Source organism: Mangrovihabitans endophyticus (assembly GCF_014646155.1).
Classification (GTDB): Bacteria; Actinomycetota; Actinomycetes; order Mycobacteriales; family Micromonosporaceae; genus Actinoplanes; species Actinoplanes endophyticus.
Map to the genome: position 1 here is coordinate 1 of NZ_BMMX01000055.1, position 19,400 is coordinate 19,400.

The following is a 19,400-nucleotide window of genomic DNA, read 5'->3' on the forward strand; positions in this document are numbered from 1 at the left end:
GACTTCGGCGCCCACGTCTTCACCAGCGCCCCCGGCAACCCCGACAACGAAGCCGCCACCCACTCCGCATACTGGGAACCGGACAACATCGCCCGCCAGAACATCGCCCTGATCGTCACAGGACATCTGGAAGCAGTGAAATGAATGCCCGACGCCATGTCCTCACCGCAGCCCTCCTCCTGGCCCTGACACTCGCCGGCTGCACGAAGGAGCAAGCCTTGCAACCGACCGAAACCCCGGCCCAAGCCGCCAGCACGGTGGACGAGCTCGTGCACCAGGCGGCCACCGCCCTGCCGGCCGGTGCCAGCCTGAAGTTCAACGACGGCGGCGATAACACCCCGTGCGACGATCCCACCGACAACGGCCCCGCCGGCCGCGTCTTCGTCGAGAAGCGCTACCAGATCGTCGCCCCCGACGGGGCGGCCTGGACCACCGATCAAGTCAAGTCCGGCCTGGTCGCCTACTGGCAGCAACAGCACTACCGCCCCATCGACGACCGGCGCGCCGACACCATCCCCACCTACCGGGTGGAAACCACCGACGGTTACCGCCTCTCGATAGCCGCCTACGACCGCGGCGACCACCACGACTTCACCCTCAGCGGCAACTCACCCTGCCTCTGGCCCAACGGCACACCCGACCCGCAGTAGGCAGCCCGACGGACTTACCACCGATCCCGGTTCTGCCGCGTTGGGAGCAGGTGACAGCGATGCAGGGCCTGACTGTCGAGCCTGGTTACCGAGATGCGCTGTCACCGTGTCCGGCGCCGGTGATCGAGCGCCTGCAAGGTCCACCCGTTGGTCTCCTGCCGGAGCCTGCTGCCCGGGTCCGCGACCACAACCCCTGCCCCGTCTCGGCCCGCACGCGGCTGCCGTAGCCCCGTATCAAGGGCGATCCGTCGGGCAGATAAGGATCAGGCGCACCGACGCCCTCCGAGGACGTTGCCAAGGCCGCAGCGCATGCCTGTGTCCCAGACCGGAGCACAAGTCGCTCAGCGGTTTCGCTACAGCGGGGCGAGTCGTGATGGCTCGCTCCGCTGTAGTGCCGCAGCATCGGTCGCCTTTGTCCGCACCCACTTGATGACCCCGTGCGCGTGGCCGATGCGTGCACGCATCTGCTTGAGATGAGATCGTTGCGGATCTTGCTATGTAATCAAGTCGATCAACGAGCCGGCGACGAAGAGCACGAGCGCGACGCTGCGCAGCGGATGCAGCGGCCGGGATCGGTTGAGCAGTTGGGCGCTCCAGAAGGCCGGCCAGCGGCGATGCGCCAGATCACGGAGCTGATAGCACCGGGCGCCTGGCGAGCAGAGATGGCGAGCGCCGTCAGGCCGAGTAAGGAGAAGAAAAGAAGGCGGCGACCGTGATCCGGCCCCAGTGCGCGCCGGTAAGGACTTTAAGGCCGAGCATAGGGAGGATTAACGCGGCGGCCATCACCGTGTTGAAGACGCTCCACGACCGGCTTTCGGTCTGGGATGCCTTGCCGAGCAGGCCCGCATCGCGTAGTGGCAGGGTTTGCAGAAGGAGAGCATCGATACGGTCCTGCGCGAATGATCGCGCCCGGCTCACCTCGCTGTCGTCGGCAACACGGAATCGCAGGTCGAAGTTGGCCCGCACCTCTGCCATGACCTCGTGCAGAATTTGATGAACGCGAGCTGAGGCGGGCGACCCGGCAGCGGCAGGGGATCTCGGTGGTTTATGGCCCGGCCGGTAGCTGGAGTTGTCGCGCCGAGTGAGGAGTCGACCGAGGGGTGCTGGGTGCGGCCGGACGAGATGGCGCGCCTGCCGATGGACCGGTCGATGCGGATGCGACTCGACCGGTACCTCGATGCCTCCGAGGAGCCTCACCTCGGATGACGGCTGGGGCGGGGCCGGCGATGGCAGTGCTTGTCGAGCACGGGTTCGCGAACCGCGGCGATCACACCATTGCGAAATGTCGTTCGGATGACGAAGATTCGAAACTTTGCCAAGAGGCAATGACCATTCGATCAAGCGGGCTGGTGGGGGACTGAAACTTCAAAGGTCGGCAGAGCCTTGCGTCCCTGGTCACGAGGGGTGGGCGGGGCGCGCAACCGCGACTGTGGCAGTGACTCTTCGCGTTCATGTCCGAGTTACCTGGATCACGGTTTTCACAATGATTCGCGGCATTCGCATTAACCCAAAACTTTTGCCGGTGAGTACTCGTTTGAGTGCCTGGAGTGAGTGCTGATCATCGACCGGCGTTGGGCGCCGTGTGAACTGGAGATGACCCCCGTGACCCTTTACCGCGCCACGACGACGATCCGGACCGATGAGGAGAGTCCGCCGCCTGTCCCCATGGGTGCCCCCGACTTCGGCCTGCGACCGTCGACCATCACGTTGCCCGAGATCCCGCGATCGCGCCGTCCGGCTCACGGCACGCCGCCGGGACGGCGCCGGGCGGACCGGCAGCCCAAAGTGGTGGACCATCGGGTTCGCCGAGGCGTACGCCGGTTCCTGACCCTGTTGTGCCTGCTGCCGCTGATCCTCATCCTGGCCCGGCAGGCACCGAACGTGTGGCACGCCCCGCTGATTGCGGGATACGGCTTCCTGGTCCTCTTCGTCACAGTGCTGCTGCTGTACGTGGCGTACGTGCACTATGAGGATCCGTCGGAGGGGACGCTGACCCGCCGACCGAAGGACCTGTCGGAGTTTCCACCACTGACGGCGAACCCCCGCGTGAGTTTCCTGGTGGCGGTGAAGGACGAGGTCGACGAGATCGAGACCTGCGTCAGGTCCATCGTCGACAGCGACTACGACAACCTCGAGGTCATCGTCATCGACGACGGGTCCACGGACGGAACCACGGAGATCCTCGCTCGTCTCACCGACGAACTCGGCATCGTCGCGCTGTCGTTGGAGAAGAACGTCGGCAAGAAGAACGCGCTGGTCCTGGGAGCCCGCCGGGCGACGGGCGACATTCTGGCGTTCTCCGACTCCGACTGCTACCTGGCTCCGGATGCGCTGGGTCGGTGCGTGGAAGCGCTGGTCCGGCATCCTGAACTGGGCGCCGTGAGCGGACATGCGCGGGCGTCGAACGCGGACGAATCGTTCTTCACCCGGACCCAGGACGTCTGGTACGAGGGTCAGTTCCGGGTGGCGAAGGCGGCCGAGGCGGTGTTCGGCACCGTCACGTGTGTGTCCGGACCGCTCGCGGTGTTCCGGCGGGAGGCGATCTACAACTATCTGCCGGCCTGGGCGGGCGACCGCTTCCTGGGCGGGGAGTTCCGTTTCGCGACCGACCGGCAGCTCACCGGATATGTGCTCTGCCAGAAATGGACCGGGCGGCAGCTCAAGGACCAGCATGCCGGTTCGCCGTTCGTGACAGGCGAGGACCATCCCGAACGTCGCTGGCGGGTGGGATACGTCGAGTCGGCGAAGGTGTGGACGACGGTGCCGGCGGCCACCCGCCCGTTCTTCAAGCAGCAGGTGCGCTGGAAGAAGAGTTTCATCCGGAACCTGTTCTTCACCGGCCGGTACATGTGGCGGCGCGGTGTCGGCCCGGCGCTGCTGTACTACGGGCACGCCCTGTGGGTGGTGCTGGCACCGGTCATGGCGGTGCGCCATCTGGTGTGGGCGCCGCTGAACGGGTTGTGGTTCCTGACGCTGCTCTACCTGTGCGGTATCCTGCTCAAGGGCACGGCTTGGGGGATCGCCTTCAAGCTGGACAACCGGTCCTCGCTACGCTGGCGGTACCGGCCGTTCATGAGCCTGATCTCGTCGCTGTTGCTTGCCTGGCTGCTGCCCTATTCGCTGCTGACGATCCGGCGTGGCGTGTGGTCGCGGGGTGCCCGATGAGGCGGGCGGTCCGGCTCCTGTCCGGTGCCGTGGCGGCGGCCGTCGTGGTCTTCATCTATCTGATGGTGTTGAGCCGGGGCGCGGTTCTTCCGTGACCTGGGACCTGGGGAGGAACACCAGCACGGAAGGGCGGCGGGCAGGCGCCGGGTTGACCCGCGCTCAGCGGGTGGCGGGCTGGTCGATGCGGGCCGGCCTGTGGATGCTGGCGGTGGTGATAGTCGTGGTGCCGGTGGGTGCCGCACTGTACCTGTTGAACCGCGACCGACTGCCGGATCAGGTGCTTTCTCCCCAGCCGCCGCCGGTGGACCCGGCGGCGGCTGCGGCATGGCGTGACATGGGGGCGGGACTGCCGGCCGAGGCGCCGCCGGTCGTGCTGTCCTATCACGACATCCACCCGGGCTCGACCGACAGGTACGTGGTCTCGCCGGGCCTTTTCGAACGCCAGTTGATGGCGCTGCGTGCGGCCGGATACCGCACGCTCACCTCCCGTCAATATGCGAACTACCTGCAGGGAGACCGGCCCGGGCCGCGGTCGGTCTATCTGACATTCGACGACGGGACCGCGGGTCTGTACCGCTATGCCGATCCGGTCCTGCGGCGGCAGGCCGCACACGGAGCCTCCTATCTGATCAGCGGCCGGGTCGGTCGGCACCAGCCGTACTACCTGACCTGGCTGGAGGTGCGGACCATGGCTTCCTCCGGGCGGTGGGACTTCCAGGCACACACCCACGACCTGCACCGCCGCGGACCAACCGGCCCGGAACGTGTGCCTGCGTCGATGCTGACCGGCCGGGCATGGACGGCGGACGGATCCCGGCCGGAAACCGACGCTGAGCACCGCGCACGGGTGGCGACGGACATCGCAGCCCAACTGCGGGACTTCCGGAAGCAGGCGTTGCCGAAGCCATTGCTGTTCGCCTACCCCTTCTCCGACGCCGGTTCGGCCCGCGACCGGGCCACGGTGCGCGTGACGGCGTCGCTGCTGGCCCGCACGTACGCCGGAACCTTCACAAACGTGTCGGCGCTGCCTGCGCCGACCAGCCGGCGATCCACCGCGGGAGGCCGCATCCAGCGCATCGAGGTCTTCCGGGACACGACTCCGGAGGACCTCGTGCGGCAGGTGCGGTCGTGGACCGCGGTGAGCCCGGCCGGCCTGAATCCGTTGGGGGATCGGCAGCGGTGGTTCGACCCGTGGAAGGAGCGCCGCGTCAGTGTCGCCGACCTCACCGACGGGACGCCGGCTCCGAAACGGACGTACGCCGAGGCCGCGTACGCGCCGTACGCCTCCGCGGACTGGTGCGGCTACCGGCTCACCGCGTCGGTGACGGGGCTGTCCCCGCGTGGCAACAACGCGAACGTGACGGTGCGGTGGGGCGGTGTCGCCCCGGTCGTGATCCGGGTGGCCTACGGAAGCGTGCAGGTGGTGGACCACACGGGGGTGGTGGTGGCGGCGCGGCCGGCCGGTGCTCGGCGGCACCGGCTGCGGGTAGACGTCGGTGCCACAAGTACGGAGGTGCAGGTGGACGGGGTGTCGGTGGGGAACGTGCCGGACGGGGCCGGGGCCCGCTCGTGCGGCGGTGTGGTGGTGGCCCTACGCCGTGATCCGGACGCTTCGCCGCCCCGGTTTACGTCGTTGACCCTGAAGTCGAGGGTGTAGCGGCTAGGAACGGGTGAGGGATACGTGAAAGCGCGGGCGGCGGCGGTCGTGGGCGAGATCCGGCAATGGTGGTCCGGACCGGCGAGCGGCGTGCTGCTGGCCGGGGAGGGCGCATCCCCGCGACTGAGCTGGCGGCAGTGGACGATTCTGGTAGCGGTCGCCACCGTCGCGGTCACCGCCCAAGTCGCTTGGTGGAGCCGGCCGCATCCGTTCCAGCCGTCGTTCGGCGACTCGGGGCTGATCACCAACGAATTGCTGGAACGGCACCCGGACGTCCCCGGTGTGCGCCGATCCGATGACTGGGTACTGACCAGCGGTTCGCTGTTTGCCGACGACGGCATGGGGTACAGCGGCCGTCCCGATGACGGTCAGCCGGACGCACTGTCGGGGCAGGCGAACGACTCGGCTGTGTTCCGTGCGGTGAGCCGCAGGCGTGACTTCGCCGATGTACGGGTCCGGCTGCGCGTGCGGATCGACAGCCTGGTGAGCACCGCCCGCACACCGGAGCAGGACTATGACGGGCTGCACCTGTTCCTGCGTTACCGCAGCCCGCAGGAGCTGTACGTGGTCAGCCTGCAGCGGCGCGACGGTACGGTGGCCATCAAACGCAAGATCCCAGGCGGGCCGTCCAACGGCGGCAGCTATCAAGAACTGGCCGGTGCGGAGCTGCCGCTGCGGCACGAGTGGCTGAACGTCGAGGCGCGAGTGCGGGATGCGGAGGACGGCTCCACCCGATTCGTCGTACGCGTCGACGGGCAGCAGGTCCTCTCGGCTACCGATGCCTCTCCTCGGCGCTTGGCGGGACCGGGTGGGGTCGGTCTTCGTGGTGACAACGCCGAATTCCACTTCGCCGACTTCATCGCCGAGCCGATCGACTCATGAGAAAGACGACCTAATTTGGACGATAAACCTGATATCGGAACGCCGGACTGATCCGTTGTCTCACCGTGATGACCAACAACCCTTCTCTGAACAGCGTCACCGCGCCTGGCATCCCTGCCGCGCGTACCGGGGAGCCCACCTTCCGCTATGACGTCGCGGTGGTGGGCCTGGGATATGTCGGCCTGCCGACCGCCCTCGCCCTGCACAAGGCGGGCAAGAGCGTGCTCGGCCTGGAGATCAGTTGCCGGCGGCTCGACGACATCCGCGCCGGACGAGCGGACCTGCTGCCCAGTGACAACGACCGGCTGGCCGGTGCCCTCGACGACGAGCACGCCTTTCAGATGACGACCGACACCGCCCGGCTGGCCGAGGCCGCCACCGTGCTGGTCTGCGTGCCGACCCCGATCGACCACCACCTGCTGCCCGACCTGAAGCCTCTCGCCGCGGCCTGCGTTGATGTCGTCGCGCACACCGTCTCCGGCCAGACTCTGATCCTGACGTCCACCACCTATGTCGGCTGCACGCGTGACTTCCTGGTGGAGCCGCTGCGCCGCCGCGGGCTCGAAGCCGGATCAGACATCTTTGTCGTGTTCGCCCCCGAGCGCATCGATCCCGGCGTGGCGGATCACGCCCAGGCGGACTGCCCGCGGGTGGTCGGCGGGGTCACCGAGCAGTGCGTGGCGCACGCGACCGAACTTCTCGCCGCCTGCGCGGGCTACGTCCACCCGGTCAGCAGCGTCGAGGCGGCCGAGATGACGAAGCTGTACGAGAACACGTTCCGCGCGGTGAACATCAGCCTCGCCAACGAGTTCGCTGACATCAGCAGGGGACTGGGCGTCGACATCGTCGAGGTCATCGCGGCCGCGGCCACCAAGCCGTACGGCTTCATGCCGTTCCATCCCGGGCCCGGAGTTGGCGGCCACTGCATTCCGTGTGACCCGCACTACCTGCTCTGGCAGCTGCGTGCCGACCGGGTGCACGCCCCGCTCATCGAGACCGCCATGGAACGCGTCGCGAGCCGACCGGGGAACGTGGTTCGGCGTTGCGGTGAGGTGCTGTCCACCACCGGCACGATGTTGGCCGGTGCGAAGGTCCTCGTCCTGGGCGTGGCCTACAAGCCGGACGTGGCAGACGTCCGCGAGTCGCCCGCGCTGGAGATCATCGACCGGCTGCGCGCGGCAGGCGCGACCGTCTCGTACGCCGATCCGCACATCGACCTCATCGACACCGCCGACGGCGAGCTGACCGCCGACCCGGCGCCCGAGGCCACGGAGTGGGATCTGGTCCTGGTGCACACCCTGCACCGGGGAGCTGACATCGCCTGGCTGGAGCGCGCGCCGGTGGTTCTGGACGCGACCTTCCGGCTGCACGACCTCAAGCATCGTCACGTTCTCTGAAACGGCCGCCCAGGGCCAGCGCGGAGTGATCGCGGCGGCCCTGGGCGCACCTACTGAATGTCAGCCGAGCGACGTCACCCGGAACGTGTTGAACTCGAACTCGGTGTTGTCTCCACGGATGCCGAGCGCGCCGGCGCCGCGCAGCGGGGCGCACCCGATGCCGCGGTCCGTTGCTGTCGCAAGCGTCCGGCCGCCGCGGTCCAAGGTGATCGTCACGCTGCCGTCGGCGTTGTCCCGGATGGAGGCGCCCACCCGTGTCCATTGGTCGGGGGCTACTCGCTGGTCGCGCACCTCGGCGCTGACCGGGTAATACGAGCCGCCGTTTGCCGATCCGCCCCGGCACTTCTTCTTGATCAGCACCTTGCCGTCGCGCCGGGCCACACTTGCGTAGTAGAGCTCGTACTGGCTCTTGTAGCGAAGGAACAGATGCACGCCGTCCCAATCCCGGCGTGGCGTCCGCGACGTCGAGGTGAACCGGTGCACGTCGAGGTTCATCCGCACCGCGACATCGGTGAAGCTGTGATCGCGTGTCGTGAGCCGGAAGATGGCCGAATTGGTGCCGTTCACGGACGTCGAGTCTGCTTGGATGCTGTCGATGCGACCGGTGTACCCGTTGCCGGACCGGGAGAACAACGAGCCGCTTGTCATCTCCCAGTCGGTGGAGTCACGCCGGGTCGGGTTCGTCGGAGACCAGTAGGCGAACTCGTTGGTGACCAGGCCGTCGAGGCGCGAGAACGACGGTGCGAACAGCGACTCGCCGGCCGGTGGGCTCAGCGCGACGTCGTCGAGCACCACCGTTGTCGTCGCGCCGAACGCCAGGCCCACGCTGACCAGGGTGACGCCGTCCCGGATCGGCGGCAATGTCATCGAGTGCCGGGCCAGTGGCCCACCGGGGATCTTCGCGCCCCAGTACCAGTGCCGCCATCCCCGACCCGGTGTGAACGCGTACACGACGGGTTCGGTGTTGTCCGAGGCCCATGACCAGAAGCTCAGGCTGTAGGTCTTGCCGGCGGTGACGGCGATGGCGCATTCCGGGGTCTGGTCGCTGGTGAGCTTGAGACGTTCACCGTCGGGGCCGTGACCTTCGACGTATGCAGCCCACCCGCTGTGACCTCGGCCGGTGACGGTGAACCGGGCGTCACCGGTTCCGCCGACACTCCAGCATTTCAGCTTGGCGTTCTCCCAGCCCTGCTCGAATGATTGGTTCGGCGGCGTGGTGTCGGCGACCGCCGGGATGGTGATCAGCGTGGTGAGGACCGATGCCAGCATCGGGACCGCCACACGCTTCTTGACGCGCATCAGGAGCAGTTCCTAACTCATGGAAACAAGCACGAGAGGGTTCCAGCGTCGGCCGGAACCCTCTCGTCGTTGATTGGTCAGCCGGTGACGATGGGCACCGACGCGGAACTCGTCCGGTTGCCCGCTACGTCCTCGGTGACGATCCGCACGGTGTGCGAACCGGCTTCGAACCCGCTGGTGTCCCACTTCCACCGGTAGGGCGTGATGGTGCGGCTTCCCAGATAGGTGTCGTCCACGAAGAAGTAAACGCGCGAGATGCCGTTCGCGTCGTCGACATCGGCTCGCAGATACACCGGGTTGGTGACATGCGCCTCAGGTTCCGGTTCACTCAAACGCGCGGTCGGCGGCACCAGGTCCACCTGCTGGGTGAACTGGTGTGTCTCCTCCAGATTGTCGGCATGGTCCCACGCGCGGAAGGTGACCGTCGCCGTCCCCTCCACATCGAAAGGCGCGGTGTACACCGTTCCGTGTGCCTGGGTGGGAGCCGTGCCGTCCAGGGTATAGACGGTCTTGTCCACACCGGACTCGGCGTCGGCGGACGACAGTGCGATCTTGACCGGCCGGTTGTGCCATCCGCCGGCGCACGCCTGTCCATCACACGTCGCTGTCGTCGTCGGTGGCGTGGTGTCCAGGGAGTAGTTGCTCACCGTAACCGTGTGCACGGTGCTCGCTCCGAGGTTGCCGGACAGGTCCAGGGCCTTGGCCTGCACGCCCACGGCACCGTCCGGGAGCGTGGAGCTGTCCCATTCGAGCGTGTACGGCGCGGATTTGGCCGCACCGATCAGGTCGTCGCCGACGTAGAACAACACTCGGCTGACCGCGTCGTTGTCGGAGGCCTCCGCGCTCAACGTCACCATCTGTGAGACGGTCGCGCCGTCGACCGGCGCGGTGAGGGCCACCGTCGGCGCGCTCTGGTCCAGCGGCACGCTGTTGGAAACGGTGAACGTGCGTCCCTCGGACAGGCCGATGTTGCCGGCGGTGTCGACGGCTCGTGCGGTCACCGCGATGACGCTGTCCGGCTTGGCCTCCGAGTCGTAGTCGCAGGTGTACGGCGCGGCGGTGTCGGTGCAGGCGATCTCACCGTCGACGACGAACTCGACCCGGCCCACGCCGGAGGCATCCGACGCCTCCGCGGTGAACGTGGTGGTGCCTCGCACCCGCGAGCCGTCCACGGGAGACGTCAACGCCGCCTGCGGATCCACCTGGTCGCTGTCCATGACCGAGAAGTCGTCACCGGCCACCAGGCCGTCCGAGCGGAGCGACAGCCCCACCGACAGAGCCGAGGCACCCGCCGGCATCGCCGGCGTCGTCCAGGTCGCCTCGCGCCACTCCGTCGTCTCCGCCAACGGAGGCGACTGGGAGAGGTAGACCCATCGGCTGTTCGGATTGCGGTAATAAGCCACCATCCGGACCGAGCCGGACGCCTGGTACCAGGCGGTCACATCGTAGGTGTGTCCGACCACGGCCCGCGGTGCGCACGCACCGAGATCCTGCGGCGAAAGGATGCGCCGGTCTCCGCGACCCAGTGTGGAGACGACCACCTCCATCGCGCCGCCACCGGTGTGCGCCTCCGGCTGGTCGGTCCAGTACCAGGTGTTCTCGCCGTAGCCGCCGCGCTGCCAGCAGTCCGGCACACCGTCGGTGTTGAGGTCGGTCTCCATCGACGTGTTGCGCAGCAGCTCGGACATCTCACCCCGGGACGCCGGGGCCGGGCCATCCACCCCCGGCTGAACCGTGCCACCGATCACCTGGTCGATGGTGCGCACCACGGTGCCGTCGGCAGCCCGCGGCTCCAACCAGGTCAGGAAGTTCTCTAGTTTCTGCGGTGTCACGGCGTACGGGTCGCAGTCGTCGCACACACGGTGCATGACGATGACGACCCAGCCACCTCCCTCCTGCTCGGCCTGGAGAACCCAGTTCTCCATGTCCTCCAGGTTCGTGGTCGGCTTCACCGAGTCCGGGGTGCGGACCGCATACGGGTTGCCGGGCGGCATCTGCTCGGAAGGCGGGCAATCCGCACAGCTGCCTGCGGAGATGACTCCACCCACCACGCGTCCCGAGTTGTATCCGCAATCGGCGACCACCTGTTGCACAGCGGCGTTCTCGTCGCCGTACGGATAGGCGAAGTTCGTGACCCGAAGGCCCTTGTTCAGCAGCGAGACCCGGTCGTCGCAGATCTGCCGCGCCTGCTCGTTGGGGCTCAGGGTCGGCAGGTCGGCATGCGTGACGGTGTGGCCGCCGATCTCGTGGCCCTGATCCTGGAGTGCCTCCACCTCCGCGAGGTCCAGTCGACCCGACGCACCCAGCCGACTGGAGTTGATGTAGAACGTACCGCGCATGCCGTGCCGTTCCATGATCTGCGCGGCCGCGAGCTGGTCGGCGGTGCCGTCGTCATATGTCAAGGACACCGTCACCGGGGACCGTTCGGCGACGACCTCCTCCTCGGCTGCGGCCTCACCCCGCCATGACGGCACGATCGACGCGGCGCCGAGAAGCAGCAGGGCCGAGACCGCGAGTAGTGTCCTACGGCCGAAAGGCAGATGGAGCAACGGTTTCATTCGTGTATGCAACCTTCGCGAGCCGTGCATCCCGCCCGCCGCACGCGCCGCGGAAAGGAGCGAACAGAACTTCCTAGCCGATGATCAACTTCATTGGCCTGGTTCTGGTGATGCCCCTTTCGCTCATGATGTCGAACCAATCGGGGGGCCTGTTCCACCCGCCGACGACGAAGAGCCGGGGAGCGCTCGTGCGCTCCCCGGCCCTTTGTCCGGAAGTCTGTTCAGCCGAGTTTGGTCACCGCGAAGTTCCGGAAATCGAACTCCGTGTTGTCGCCCCGGATGCCGGTGGCCCCGGGTGCCGTGATCGGCGCGCAACCGATTCCGGTGTCGGTCGACTTCGCGATGGTCCTGCCATCACGCACCAGGGTGATCGTTACCGACCCGTCGGCGTTGGTTCGGATCGTGGCACCTATCTGGTGCCACGACTTCGTCGGAAACGCCCGCCCACTCGTCTCACTGCCCGGCAGCGCGTAGTAGGAACCTCCGTTGCTCGGGCCGCCGAGGCACTTCTTCTTCAACACCACGTGCCCGTCGCGCCGTGCGACACTCGCGTAGTACAGCTCGTACTGCGACTGGTAGCGCAGGAACAGGTGCACCCCGTCCCAATCCACCGCCGGGGTTCGGGATGTCGTCGTCATCCCGGTGATGTTGAGATCCATGGACACGGCGACGTCACCGAACGAGTGGTCGCGGCTGTTCAGCCGGAACACGGCCGATCCCGTGCGACGCAGCGACAAGGCGTCGGGGGAGTCACCGTCGAGCTTGCCCGTGTATCCGGCACCGTTGCGTGCGAACAGCGAGCCGCTTGTCATCTCCCAGACCGGCGACTCCACCCGATCGGACTTCGTCGGGTTCCAGTACGCGTACTCGTTGGTGATCAGGCCGTCCGAACCGATCGCCGGTCGGAACTCCGATACCAGCCGGTCCAACCTCGACATGCTTACGTCGTCGAGCACCACGACACCGTCACCCGGGAACGCGACTCCCACGCTGACCTGGGAGACCCCGGACGGGACCACGGGCAGCGCGAAGGCGTAGCGGCGCAGCTCGGAGGACGCGGCGATCGTCGACCCGGTGAACCAGCGGAACCAGCCCTTCGACTGCGAGTAGGCGTTCACCACCGGACGGGCGCCACGCGTCGACCGCTCCCAGAAGTCCAGCGCGTAGCTTCCCCCCGCAGCGACGTCGATCGTGCAGTCATCAGTCCGATCACTGCTCAACACCAGCTCCGACGAGCCGGAAAGCCGTCCCGCCGCATAGCCGGCCCAAGCGCCGCTGTGCGCGTTCTTGGTCACCGTCAACTTCGCCGAGTCCTCCGGGCTGACGTTCCAGCAGACCAGCTTGCTGTCCTTCCAACCCTCATCGAACGACGGGTTGTGCACCGGGTTGCCGTCCGCACCGGCCGACCAGGCAGGTGCCGCAACCATACCGGCTGCGACGGCCACGGCGGTGACCGACGCGGTACCTCCGGCGATAATTCGTCGAGCAAGGCTCTTCACCCGCGGCTCCTCCGCTATGCGACACGCCGTACCGGCACGACGGCGTCCGCTGCCAGATCGACGGGGCAGCGGACGACATTCGGCATCGTCTGGTGAAGGTGCAGAGCAGCCGGGTAGCGAATCGGTGCACGGCTGGTTCAGCGGCGGTTGGCTGTGGCGTGAACGACGTCATCTCCGCTCACCTGCCGTCTGGCCGCGCGGCTGACCACGCGCGAAGTCGGCAAGGTTCGGAGCGTTCGCAGGAGCGTGTCGACGATCCCCACTACACCGATAATCCTGGAGGGGATCCGTGGTCCGTACCTTTGACCGCGGGCGCAGATGATCTCGCCCGACCGCAGAGGGGATCCAGGCATGACGAGACCGCTTCGCTTCGGGGTCGTTGCCCCGCTCAGAACTGACCTGCCGACGTGGCTGGCCCAGGTGCGCCGCATCGACGACAGCGGGTACTCGACGCTCCTGATGCCGGATTTCCCGTTGCTGCAACCGGCACCGGGCCCCACGTTGGCCACCGCCGCGGCCCTGACCGGCTTGCGAGTGGGCACATGGGTGTACGCCTCCCCGCTACGCCCGGCCTGGCTGACGGCGTGGGAGGCGCACTCGCTGTCGCAGCTCACCGACGGACGGATTCGAGCTGGGCATCGGCACCGGTCGGCCGGGTATCGACGACGAGCTGCGCGACAAGGGAATGTCTGCCGCCCCGCCGCACGAGCGGCTGGCCCGGATACGCGAAACCGTGCGGCGGCTCCGAGATTTCGACGGCCCCGACCGGCACACGCCGGTGGCGATGGCGGTCCGCGGTCCGAAGGCCCGGGCGCTGGCGGCCGAGGTCGCCGACACGGTCACCTTCGTGCAGGCGCCGGATGAGTCCCGGGCCGAGGTCACGCGGCTGGCACGCGACCTGAGCACCATCCGGGACGTCGAGCTCGCGAATGCCGTGTCGGTCATCGGCGACCGGGTCGCGCCGCACATGGCGCCTCCCGACACCGACACTGCCGCAGCTCGCGCGGCGGACTCGCTGGTCACGCTCCCGGATGATCCGGCGGCCGCCGCCGAGGAGATTCAGCGGCGACGGGAAGAGATCGGCTTCTCCTGCTTCGTCATCGGCGCCGACTTCGCCGACACCTTCGCTCCGGTCGTGGCCAAGCTCAGCGCACGGTAGTTCGCCGGGGAGGCATCCGTAGCCGCAGACCGGGCGCCTGGGCGGACCTGTCCTGGAGTTCACCCGGGGCGAATGGACCGCCTTCGTCGCCGGTGTCAGAGAGGGCGAGTTCGATCCCAGCACAACTGGCGGCGAATAGTCCCCACTGTGGTCAAGGCGGCATCTCAGCTGCGGTATCGCGAAGGAGGAAGGTTGACAGACAAGACATCGCTGATGATCAGCGTCGGTAGTTCCTCTGCCCGCTTGGCTTGCAACGTACTCCTTCGGCTGGCGATTTCCGGTAGCCGGATCGGCGCTGTTCACCGTCTTTTCGAGCGGTTGACCAGCGCCTGGACCAATCCGGCCGGGCGCCGTTCTGGGCAGATGGCTTCGGGGCGAGCCTGATGACCACTCACAGACGGCTGGAAGGGCCGCCGAATGCGAAACTGATAGCAGCGCGCGTACGCCAGCCGTCGCCGTCAGGTTCGGGCCAGCCGATGTCACGCCAGGAACTCGCGGAGGCGGTCAACGCCTGGCAATGGCAGCACGAGGGGGTCCGGGACTACCTCGACGAGAACGACATCGGCAGCTACGAGCGCGGCGACTACCGATGGCCGCGCGAACCCCGCCGGAACGGCCTACGGGCGGTACTCGGCGTACAGACAGACGTTGAGCTGGGCTTCTATCGCAACCGGCGGTCACGGTCGGCCCCCACTGCCGGGGAGACATCTGAACAAGCTCGATCAATGCCTGAAGGTGCGGTTTCCCGAATTCAGGATCACGTAGGCGGTGCCGTTGCCAATGCATCCGCCCCCGGAACCCGCGACATCTCGCCCCACCCCGGGAGTGGGCACAACGGGTCCGGCAGGGAGTCACCGACCCCGTACGGCATGCCGACGTCTCGGTGGTCGATGTGTTCGGGCTACAGATGGAAACGGCCAAAGCCGTTGACGGTCGCTTCGGGGTAGCCGCCGCGCTGTCGACCGCCCGAGGCGTCGTGGACGTAGTCGAATCGATGATCCCCGCTGTCCCCGAAGTCGTACGACGTGACCTGTCCATGCTCGGCGCCGAAGCCGCTGAGTTCGTCGGATGGCTTTACCGTGATCTCGCTGATGCGGCCCAAGCTATCCGCTGGTACGACCGGGCGATGGAATACGCGCAGCTCTGTGGCCATCTACCGATGCAAGGGTTCGTCCTGTTGCGTAAATCCCAACTCGCCTACGAGTCCGGCGACGGAAACCGGGTGCGGATGCTGGCCGAGGCCGCGATCGAAGGTCCCTGGCAGCTTCCTCCCATGCTGCTGGCCGAGGCGCTGCTCCAGATCGCCCGCGGCAACGCGATGATGGGTAACGGCGTTGACATGGAGACCGCCACAGGCCAGGCCCGAGATGTCGCCGATGGCGAAGACTTGACCCTGCGTGAGGCATCCTGCTGGATCGAGGCCAACCAACCCGAGCGAGCCGCCCAGATCTACGACGAGCGTCTCGGCGCCGACGGGCTCTCGACACGAGACACCGGCTACTACCGTGCCCGGCAAGCCATCGCCCTCGCGCAGGCGGAGCTGCCGGACCTCGCCGCCACCCATGCGCTCACCGCGCTGTCCACCTCGATCCGCACCGGCTCGATGCGAACCTACGGTTCCATCCGAAAGGCTCATCGGATTCTCGCTCCCTGGCACGCACGCGACACCGTGGCTGCTCTCGGCGAGGCGCTCAATGCGGCTGCGTTACCCAGTCCGCGACGGCAGCGATGACCTCGGCCTGCCACGCCTGGCTCTGCGGATCTCGATACGTCGGGTCGCCATCGACAGCGAAGCCGTGCTGAGCACCCTCGATCTTCAGCAGACGCGATGCCGTGTTGAGTTTCGGCATGGCCGCCAGCGTCGTGTCGATCGGCACCAGCGTGTCGGCGGTGCCGTGCACGATCAGCGTCGGGGCCTGGATCTCGCCGAGCACGGTATGCGGCTGAATCCAGAACACCTCGTTCAGCAACGCGCGGCCGTGCCGGAACGTCGGCGAGTATTGGATAAAGCCCTGACCAGCCAGTTCGGCTGCCTTCTCGGCGTCCAGGTGATCGTCAGTCCAGTAGGGCGGTCATCGATCGTTCGTTTCTTGTAGTCGATGCGGGGACACAGCAACACCAGCCGCTGCACCTCCTCGGGCCGCTTCGCCGCGTAGTACGCACAGATACCACCACCGAAGCTCTGACCGACCAACCCGACGCGTTCCACGCCGGTCACCTGGCGCAGATAGGCCACCGCGCTGCGAATGTCGTTCAGCACACCCGAGATGGTGAGATCCTCCTGCCGGCCACCGGACTCGCCATGACCACGAAGGTCGAACCGCAACGCGGCAGCTCCTGCGGCGGCCAGACCGCTTCCCATCCGGTCGAAGAAACCCGCCTCGTGCCGTGTCACCCCGCCGCCGTGCACTTGGACCACACCGATCCGCGGCTGCTGATCGGGAAGATCAAGATCTCCCACCAGGTCGATGCCATCGAGAGAAGTGAACTTCGCGGCGACCACGGACGGCATGCGGACTCCTTCGTCGTGACGCGGCTGCAACCAGGCAACCAGGAGGGCCCGTCCCGGCACCGCCGCGAACCACGACGTTGCCGAAGCGGTAACGCACCCCAGTGTCCCAGACCGGGGGCATCGGTTGCTCTCCACGGTGAATAGGCTCAGGTTGTCCGTTGCCATGAGGCGGGAGACGATCACGGTGGGTGTTGAGATTCCCGGGCTTCGCCGGGTCCTGGTAGTCAGCCTGGGCGGCACGATCACGATGACCGCATCAGCCAGCGTGGGTGTCGTACCGGCTCTGACCGCACCGGACCTGCTGACGACGGTGCCCGGACTTGCCGAACTCGATGTGACGGTCGAGACGGTCGATTTCCGGCGACTGCCCGGGGCATCGTTGTCCCTGGCAGACGTCACAGCCCTATCCCGGCTGATCCGCCAGCACCTCGCCAAGGGTGTCGATGGGGTAGTCGTGGTGCAGGGAACCGACACCATCGAAGAGACCGTCTACCTGCTCGACCTGCACCATGCGGAGCCGCAACCGGTCGTGGTCACCGGCGCGATGCGTAACCCGACCCTGGCCGGGGCGGACGGACCGGCGAACCTGCTCGCCGCCGTCCAGACTGCCGCGAGCCAGACCGCCCGGGGGTTGGGTTGTCTGGTCGTGTTCGCCGACGAGATCCACGCCGCCCGGCGCGTCCGCAAGACCCACTCGACGGCGGGGTCCACGTTCCAATCCCCGAACGGCGGGCCGCTGGGCTACCTGGTTGTCGAGGGCCAACCGCGGCTTCTCCATCGGCTCGAGGGTCGCTACGTTGTTCCGGGGCCTGCCGAGGGGGTGAGCCCCAGGGTGGTGCTTCTGACGATCAGTCTCGGCGACGATGGTGTCCTCTTGGACGGCCTCGCTGACCGGGCCGACGGGGTGGTGATCGCCGGGTTCGGCGCGGGACACGTTCCGCAAGATCTCGTGCCCGCGTTGGAAGGTCTTGCCGACCGGATTCCGGTGATCTTGGCCAGCCGGACCGGCGCGGGACCGGTATTGACCGCGATCTACGGATTCCCCGGTTCGGAACGGGATCTGCTGAACCGGAGACTCATCCCAGCCGGCTTCCTCGACGCCTACAAGGCCCGGATCTTGCTGTACGCGCTGCTCGCCGCCGGAGCCGAGCGGAAGGCAATCATCGCGGCGATCAGCGCGGCCGGTGGGTGCGGTGATCCCGAAGCCTGGCCGTGGGCGACCGGAGCCGAAGACCCGAGGAGCGGAAAGCGTCAAAGCGGCGCCTGAAACGACTCCAACCCGCGATCCCATCGGCTGCTCGCTGACCCCTGCAAAGGACGGTGCCACGGTGAACAGGAGCAAACCGGAGCCCAACGCGCTGTTGACGCAGGCCAGGCGCCGGCGGCCATCTCCGTCCGGGTTAGGACGACCGATGTCGCGGCAGGAACTCGCCGAGGCCGTCAACCGCTACCTCTGGCAGCATCACCAGGTCGTCCACCAGTGGGACGAGACGGATATCGGCCGATTGGAACGCGGCGAGAATCGCTGGCCGGGAAGGCAACGGCGGGAGGCGTTTCGCGCCGTCCTTCAGGTGGCCGCCGACCATGAGATCGGCTTCTACGTCAGGCGATCGTCGGCCGCCACCTTCGACACCACGTCGGTCGTCCCGGTGCAGTTGGAACAGCCCTCCGAAGCCCTGTTGCCGCGAAGCAGCACGGAACGCGGCGAGTGGAGCAGCTTCGCCCTGGTGACCAGCATGCTGGCCCAACAGCGTCAGGCCGTCCCACCCGCGGCCCTATTGAGTCTGGTAGAAGCGCATCGCGACTGCTTGCTGACGCTGTACCGCAAGGCAGGCTCCGACACGATCAAAGCCGATATCGGCACGATGCTCGGCGAAGCGTCCATCGTCGCGAGCCGATTGTGGAGCGCTCAAGGCAATCACGCCATGGCACTCGCCCACTGCGGCTACGCCCGCACCCTCGCCGACCGATCCGGAGACATCCGCCTCGCCGCAGTCGCCCGGATCTTCGAGAGCAACCTGCACTCCGGAGCCTCCACGCTGATCCACGCCGACGGCGACATCATGACCGGCCTGCGCCTGCTCGACGAAGCCAGCGCCGCCGGCCCGCGGCTATCGGCCGCGGCACGGGCGAGAATCGCGCCGCCGAGCAGGCCCAGGCGTACGCGGCCCTGCGCCTTCCCCGACAGGCCATGGATGCGCTCGAACAGGCACGACAGCATGCCGCCGCGATCACCGATAATGACCGGACCGGGCTGTTCAGCGACTGGAGCACCACCCATGTCCAGGTATATGAAGGCACCTGCCATCTGCTACTCGACGAACCCGCCGTTGCTGTCGACGTCCTCGAACGCGCTGCCCGTCCCCTGGGAGAGGACGAAGGAAATCTCAATGTCGCCCTTGCCGCCCGCGTCGACCTCGCCGCCGCCTACGGGCTCGCCGGTGAACTCGACGCGGCATGCACCACTCTCGGTGACGCCTACGAGCAGCTACGTCGTATCGGGAACCTTCGCGGGATCTCTCGCGCTCGCCGTGTCCGCGAGAACCTCAGCCCTTGGGCAAACGAACCGGCGGTACGCGAATTGGATCAACGAATTACCACAGCCTGAGCCCCGGACGATCG

17 protein-coding genes are annotated in these 19,400 nt (G+C 67.3%); 10 read left to right on the forward strand and 7 right to left on the reverse strand.

Going from position 1 to position 19,400, the window contains the following annotated elements; translation table 11 throughout:
- The first annotated feature begins 218 nt into the window (after window positions 1-218).
- Complete coding sequence (locus IEY73_RS29760) at window positions 219-650, forward strand: hypothetical protein (RefSeq protein WP_189082672.1); 432 nt, start codon at window positions 219-221, stop codon at window positions 648-650.
- A 675-nt stretch (window positions 651-1,325) separates the two neighbouring features.
- Here IEY73_RS29760 and IEY73_RS29765 read toward each other — a convergent pair.
- The gene (locus IEY73_RS29765; RefSeq protein WP_189082673.1) at window positions 1,326-1,625 is read right to left on the reverse strand and encodes a hypothetical protein; all 300 of its coding nucleotides are present in this window, start codon (window positions 1,623-1,625) and stop codon (window positions 1,326-1,328) included.
- A gap of 690 nt (window positions 1,626-2,315) precedes the next feature.
- Here IEY73_RS29765 and IEY73_RS29770 point away from each other — a divergent pair.
- From IEY73_RS29770 to IEY73_RS29785, 4 genes are all read left to right on the forward strand, one after another.
- Window positions 2,316-3,815 (forward strand): glycosyltransferase family 2 protein, encoded by a 1,500-nt coding sequence (locus IEY73_RS29770; protein WP_189082674.1) that lies wholly within the window; start codon window positions 2,316-2,318, stop codon window positions 3,813-3,815.
- A 91-nt stretch (window positions 3,816-3,906) separates the two neighbouring features.
- The gene (locus tag IEY73_RS29775; protein WP_189082675.1) at window positions 3,907-5,472 is read left to right on the forward strand and encodes a polysaccharide deacetylase family protein; all 1,566 of its coding nucleotides are present in this window, start codon (window positions 3,907-3,909) and stop codon (window positions 5,470-5,472) included.
- 24 nt (window positions 5,473-5,496) lie between these two features.
- A complete protein-coding gene (locus tag IEY73_RS29780; RefSeq protein ID WP_229716286.1) occupies window positions 5,497-6,354 on the forward strand; it encodes a hypothetical protein in 858 nt (285 codons plus the stop codon).
- A gap of 68 nt (window positions 6,355-6,422) precedes the next feature.
- A complete protein-coding gene (locus IEY73_RS29785) occupies window positions 6,423-7,751 on the forward strand; it encodes a nucleotide sugar dehydrogenase (RefSeq protein ID WP_189082676.1) in 1,329 nt (442 codons plus the stop codon).
- A 60-nt stretch (window positions 7,752-7,811) separates the two neighbouring features.
- On the opposite strand, the gene IEY73_RS29790 is transcribed toward IEY73_RS29785, so the two are convergent.
- The 3 genes from IEY73_RS29790 to IEY73_RS29800 all read right to left on the reverse strand — a co-directional run bounded on the left by IEY73_RS29790 (window position 7,812) and on the right by IEY73_RS29800 (window position 13,035).
- Entirely contained in the window at window positions 7,812-9,050 is a 1,239-nt protein-coding gene (locus IEY73_RS29790) for a hypothetical protein (protein ID WP_189082677.1), read from the reverse strand.
- A gap of 77 nt (window positions 9,051-9,127) precedes the next feature.
- Entirely contained in the window at window positions 9,128-11,608 is a 2,481-nt protein-coding gene (locus IEY73_RS29795) for an Ig-like domain-containing protein (RefSeq protein ID WP_189082678.1), read from the reverse strand.
- 221 nt (window positions 11,609-11,829) lie between these two features.
- Window positions 11,830-13,035 carry a hypothetical protein gene (locus IEY73_RS29800; RefSeq protein WP_229716287.1) on the reverse strand — a complete coding sequence of 402 codons (1,206 nt, stop codon included), beginning with the start codon at window positions 13,033-13,035 and terminating at the stop codon, window positions 11,830-11,832.
- A gap of 757 nt (window positions 13,036-13,792) precedes the next feature.
- Between IEY73_RS29800 and IEY73_RS33900 the strand changes: the two genes are divergently transcribed.
- The 3 genes from IEY73_RS33900 (at window position 13,793) to IEY73_RS29815 (ending at window position 15,998) form a co-directional block, all read left to right on the forward strand.
- The gene (locus IEY73_RS33900) at window positions 13,793-14,266 is read left to right on the forward strand and encodes a hypothetical protein (protein WP_229716288.1); all 474 of its coding nucleotides are present in this window, start codon (window positions 13,793-13,795) and stop codon (window positions 14,264-14,266) included.
- A gap of 37 nt (window positions 14,267-14,303) precedes the next feature.
- Entirely contained in the window at window positions 14,304-14,405 is a 102-nt protein-coding gene (locus IEY73_RS29810; RefSeq protein WP_189082691.1) for a DUF397 domain-containing protein, read from the forward strand.
- 645 nt (window positions 14,406-15,050) lie between these two features.
- Window positions 15,051-15,998 (forward strand): NsdA family TPR-like regulatory protein, encoded by a 948-nt coding sequence (locus IEY73_RS29815; protein ID WP_505744154.1) that lies wholly within the window; start codon window positions 15,051-15,053, stop codon window positions 15,996-15,998.
- Here the strand turns inward: IEY73_RS29815 and IEY73_RS33905 are convergent.
- Window positions 15,958-16,236 carry a dienelactone hydrolase family protein gene (locus IEY73_RS33905; protein WP_229716289.1) on the reverse strand — a complete coding sequence of 93 codons (279 nt, stop codon included), beginning with the start codon at window positions 16,234-16,236 and terminating at the stop codon, window positions 15,958-15,960. The genes IEY73_RS29815 and IEY73_RS33905 overlap by 41 nt on opposite strands.
- Window positions 16,230-16,778 (reverse strand): alpha/beta hydrolase, encoded by a 549-nt coding sequence (locus tag IEY73_RS29820; RefSeq protein WP_229716290.1) that lies wholly within the window; start codon window positions 16,776-16,778, stop codon window positions 16,230-16,232. Before IEY73_RS29820 ends, IEY73_RS33905 begins: the two co-directional genes overlap by 7 nt.
- Before the next feature lie 163 nt (window positions 16,779-16,941).
- Here IEY73_RS29820 and IEY73_RS29825 point away from each other — a divergent pair, with 163 nt between their 5' ends.
- On the forward strand, window positions 16,942-18,045 hold the full coding sequence (locus tag IEY73_RS29825) for an asparaginase (protein WP_189082681.1): 1,104 nt from the start codon (window positions 16,942-16,944) through the stop codon (window positions 18,043-18,045).
- Window positions 18,046-18,553: 508 nt separating this feature from the next.
- Here IEY73_RS29825 and IEY73_RS33910 read toward each other — a convergent pair.
- Window positions 18,554-18,802: a hypothetical protein gene (locus tag IEY73_RS33910; RefSeq protein WP_229716291.1), complete on the reverse strand. Its 249-nt coding sequence runs from the start codon at window positions 18,800-18,802 to the stop codon at window positions 18,554-18,556.
- 167 nt (window positions 18,803-18,969) lie between these two features.
- On the opposite strand from IEY73_RS33910, the gene IEY73_RS33915 reads away from it, so the two are divergent.
- Window positions 18,970-19,386, forward strand: a complete 417-nt coding sequence (locus IEY73_RS33915) for a hypothetical protein (protein ID WP_229716292.1) — start codon at window positions 18,970-18,972, stop codon at window positions 19,384-19,386.
- Window positions 19,387-19,400: the final 14 nt, after the last annotated feature.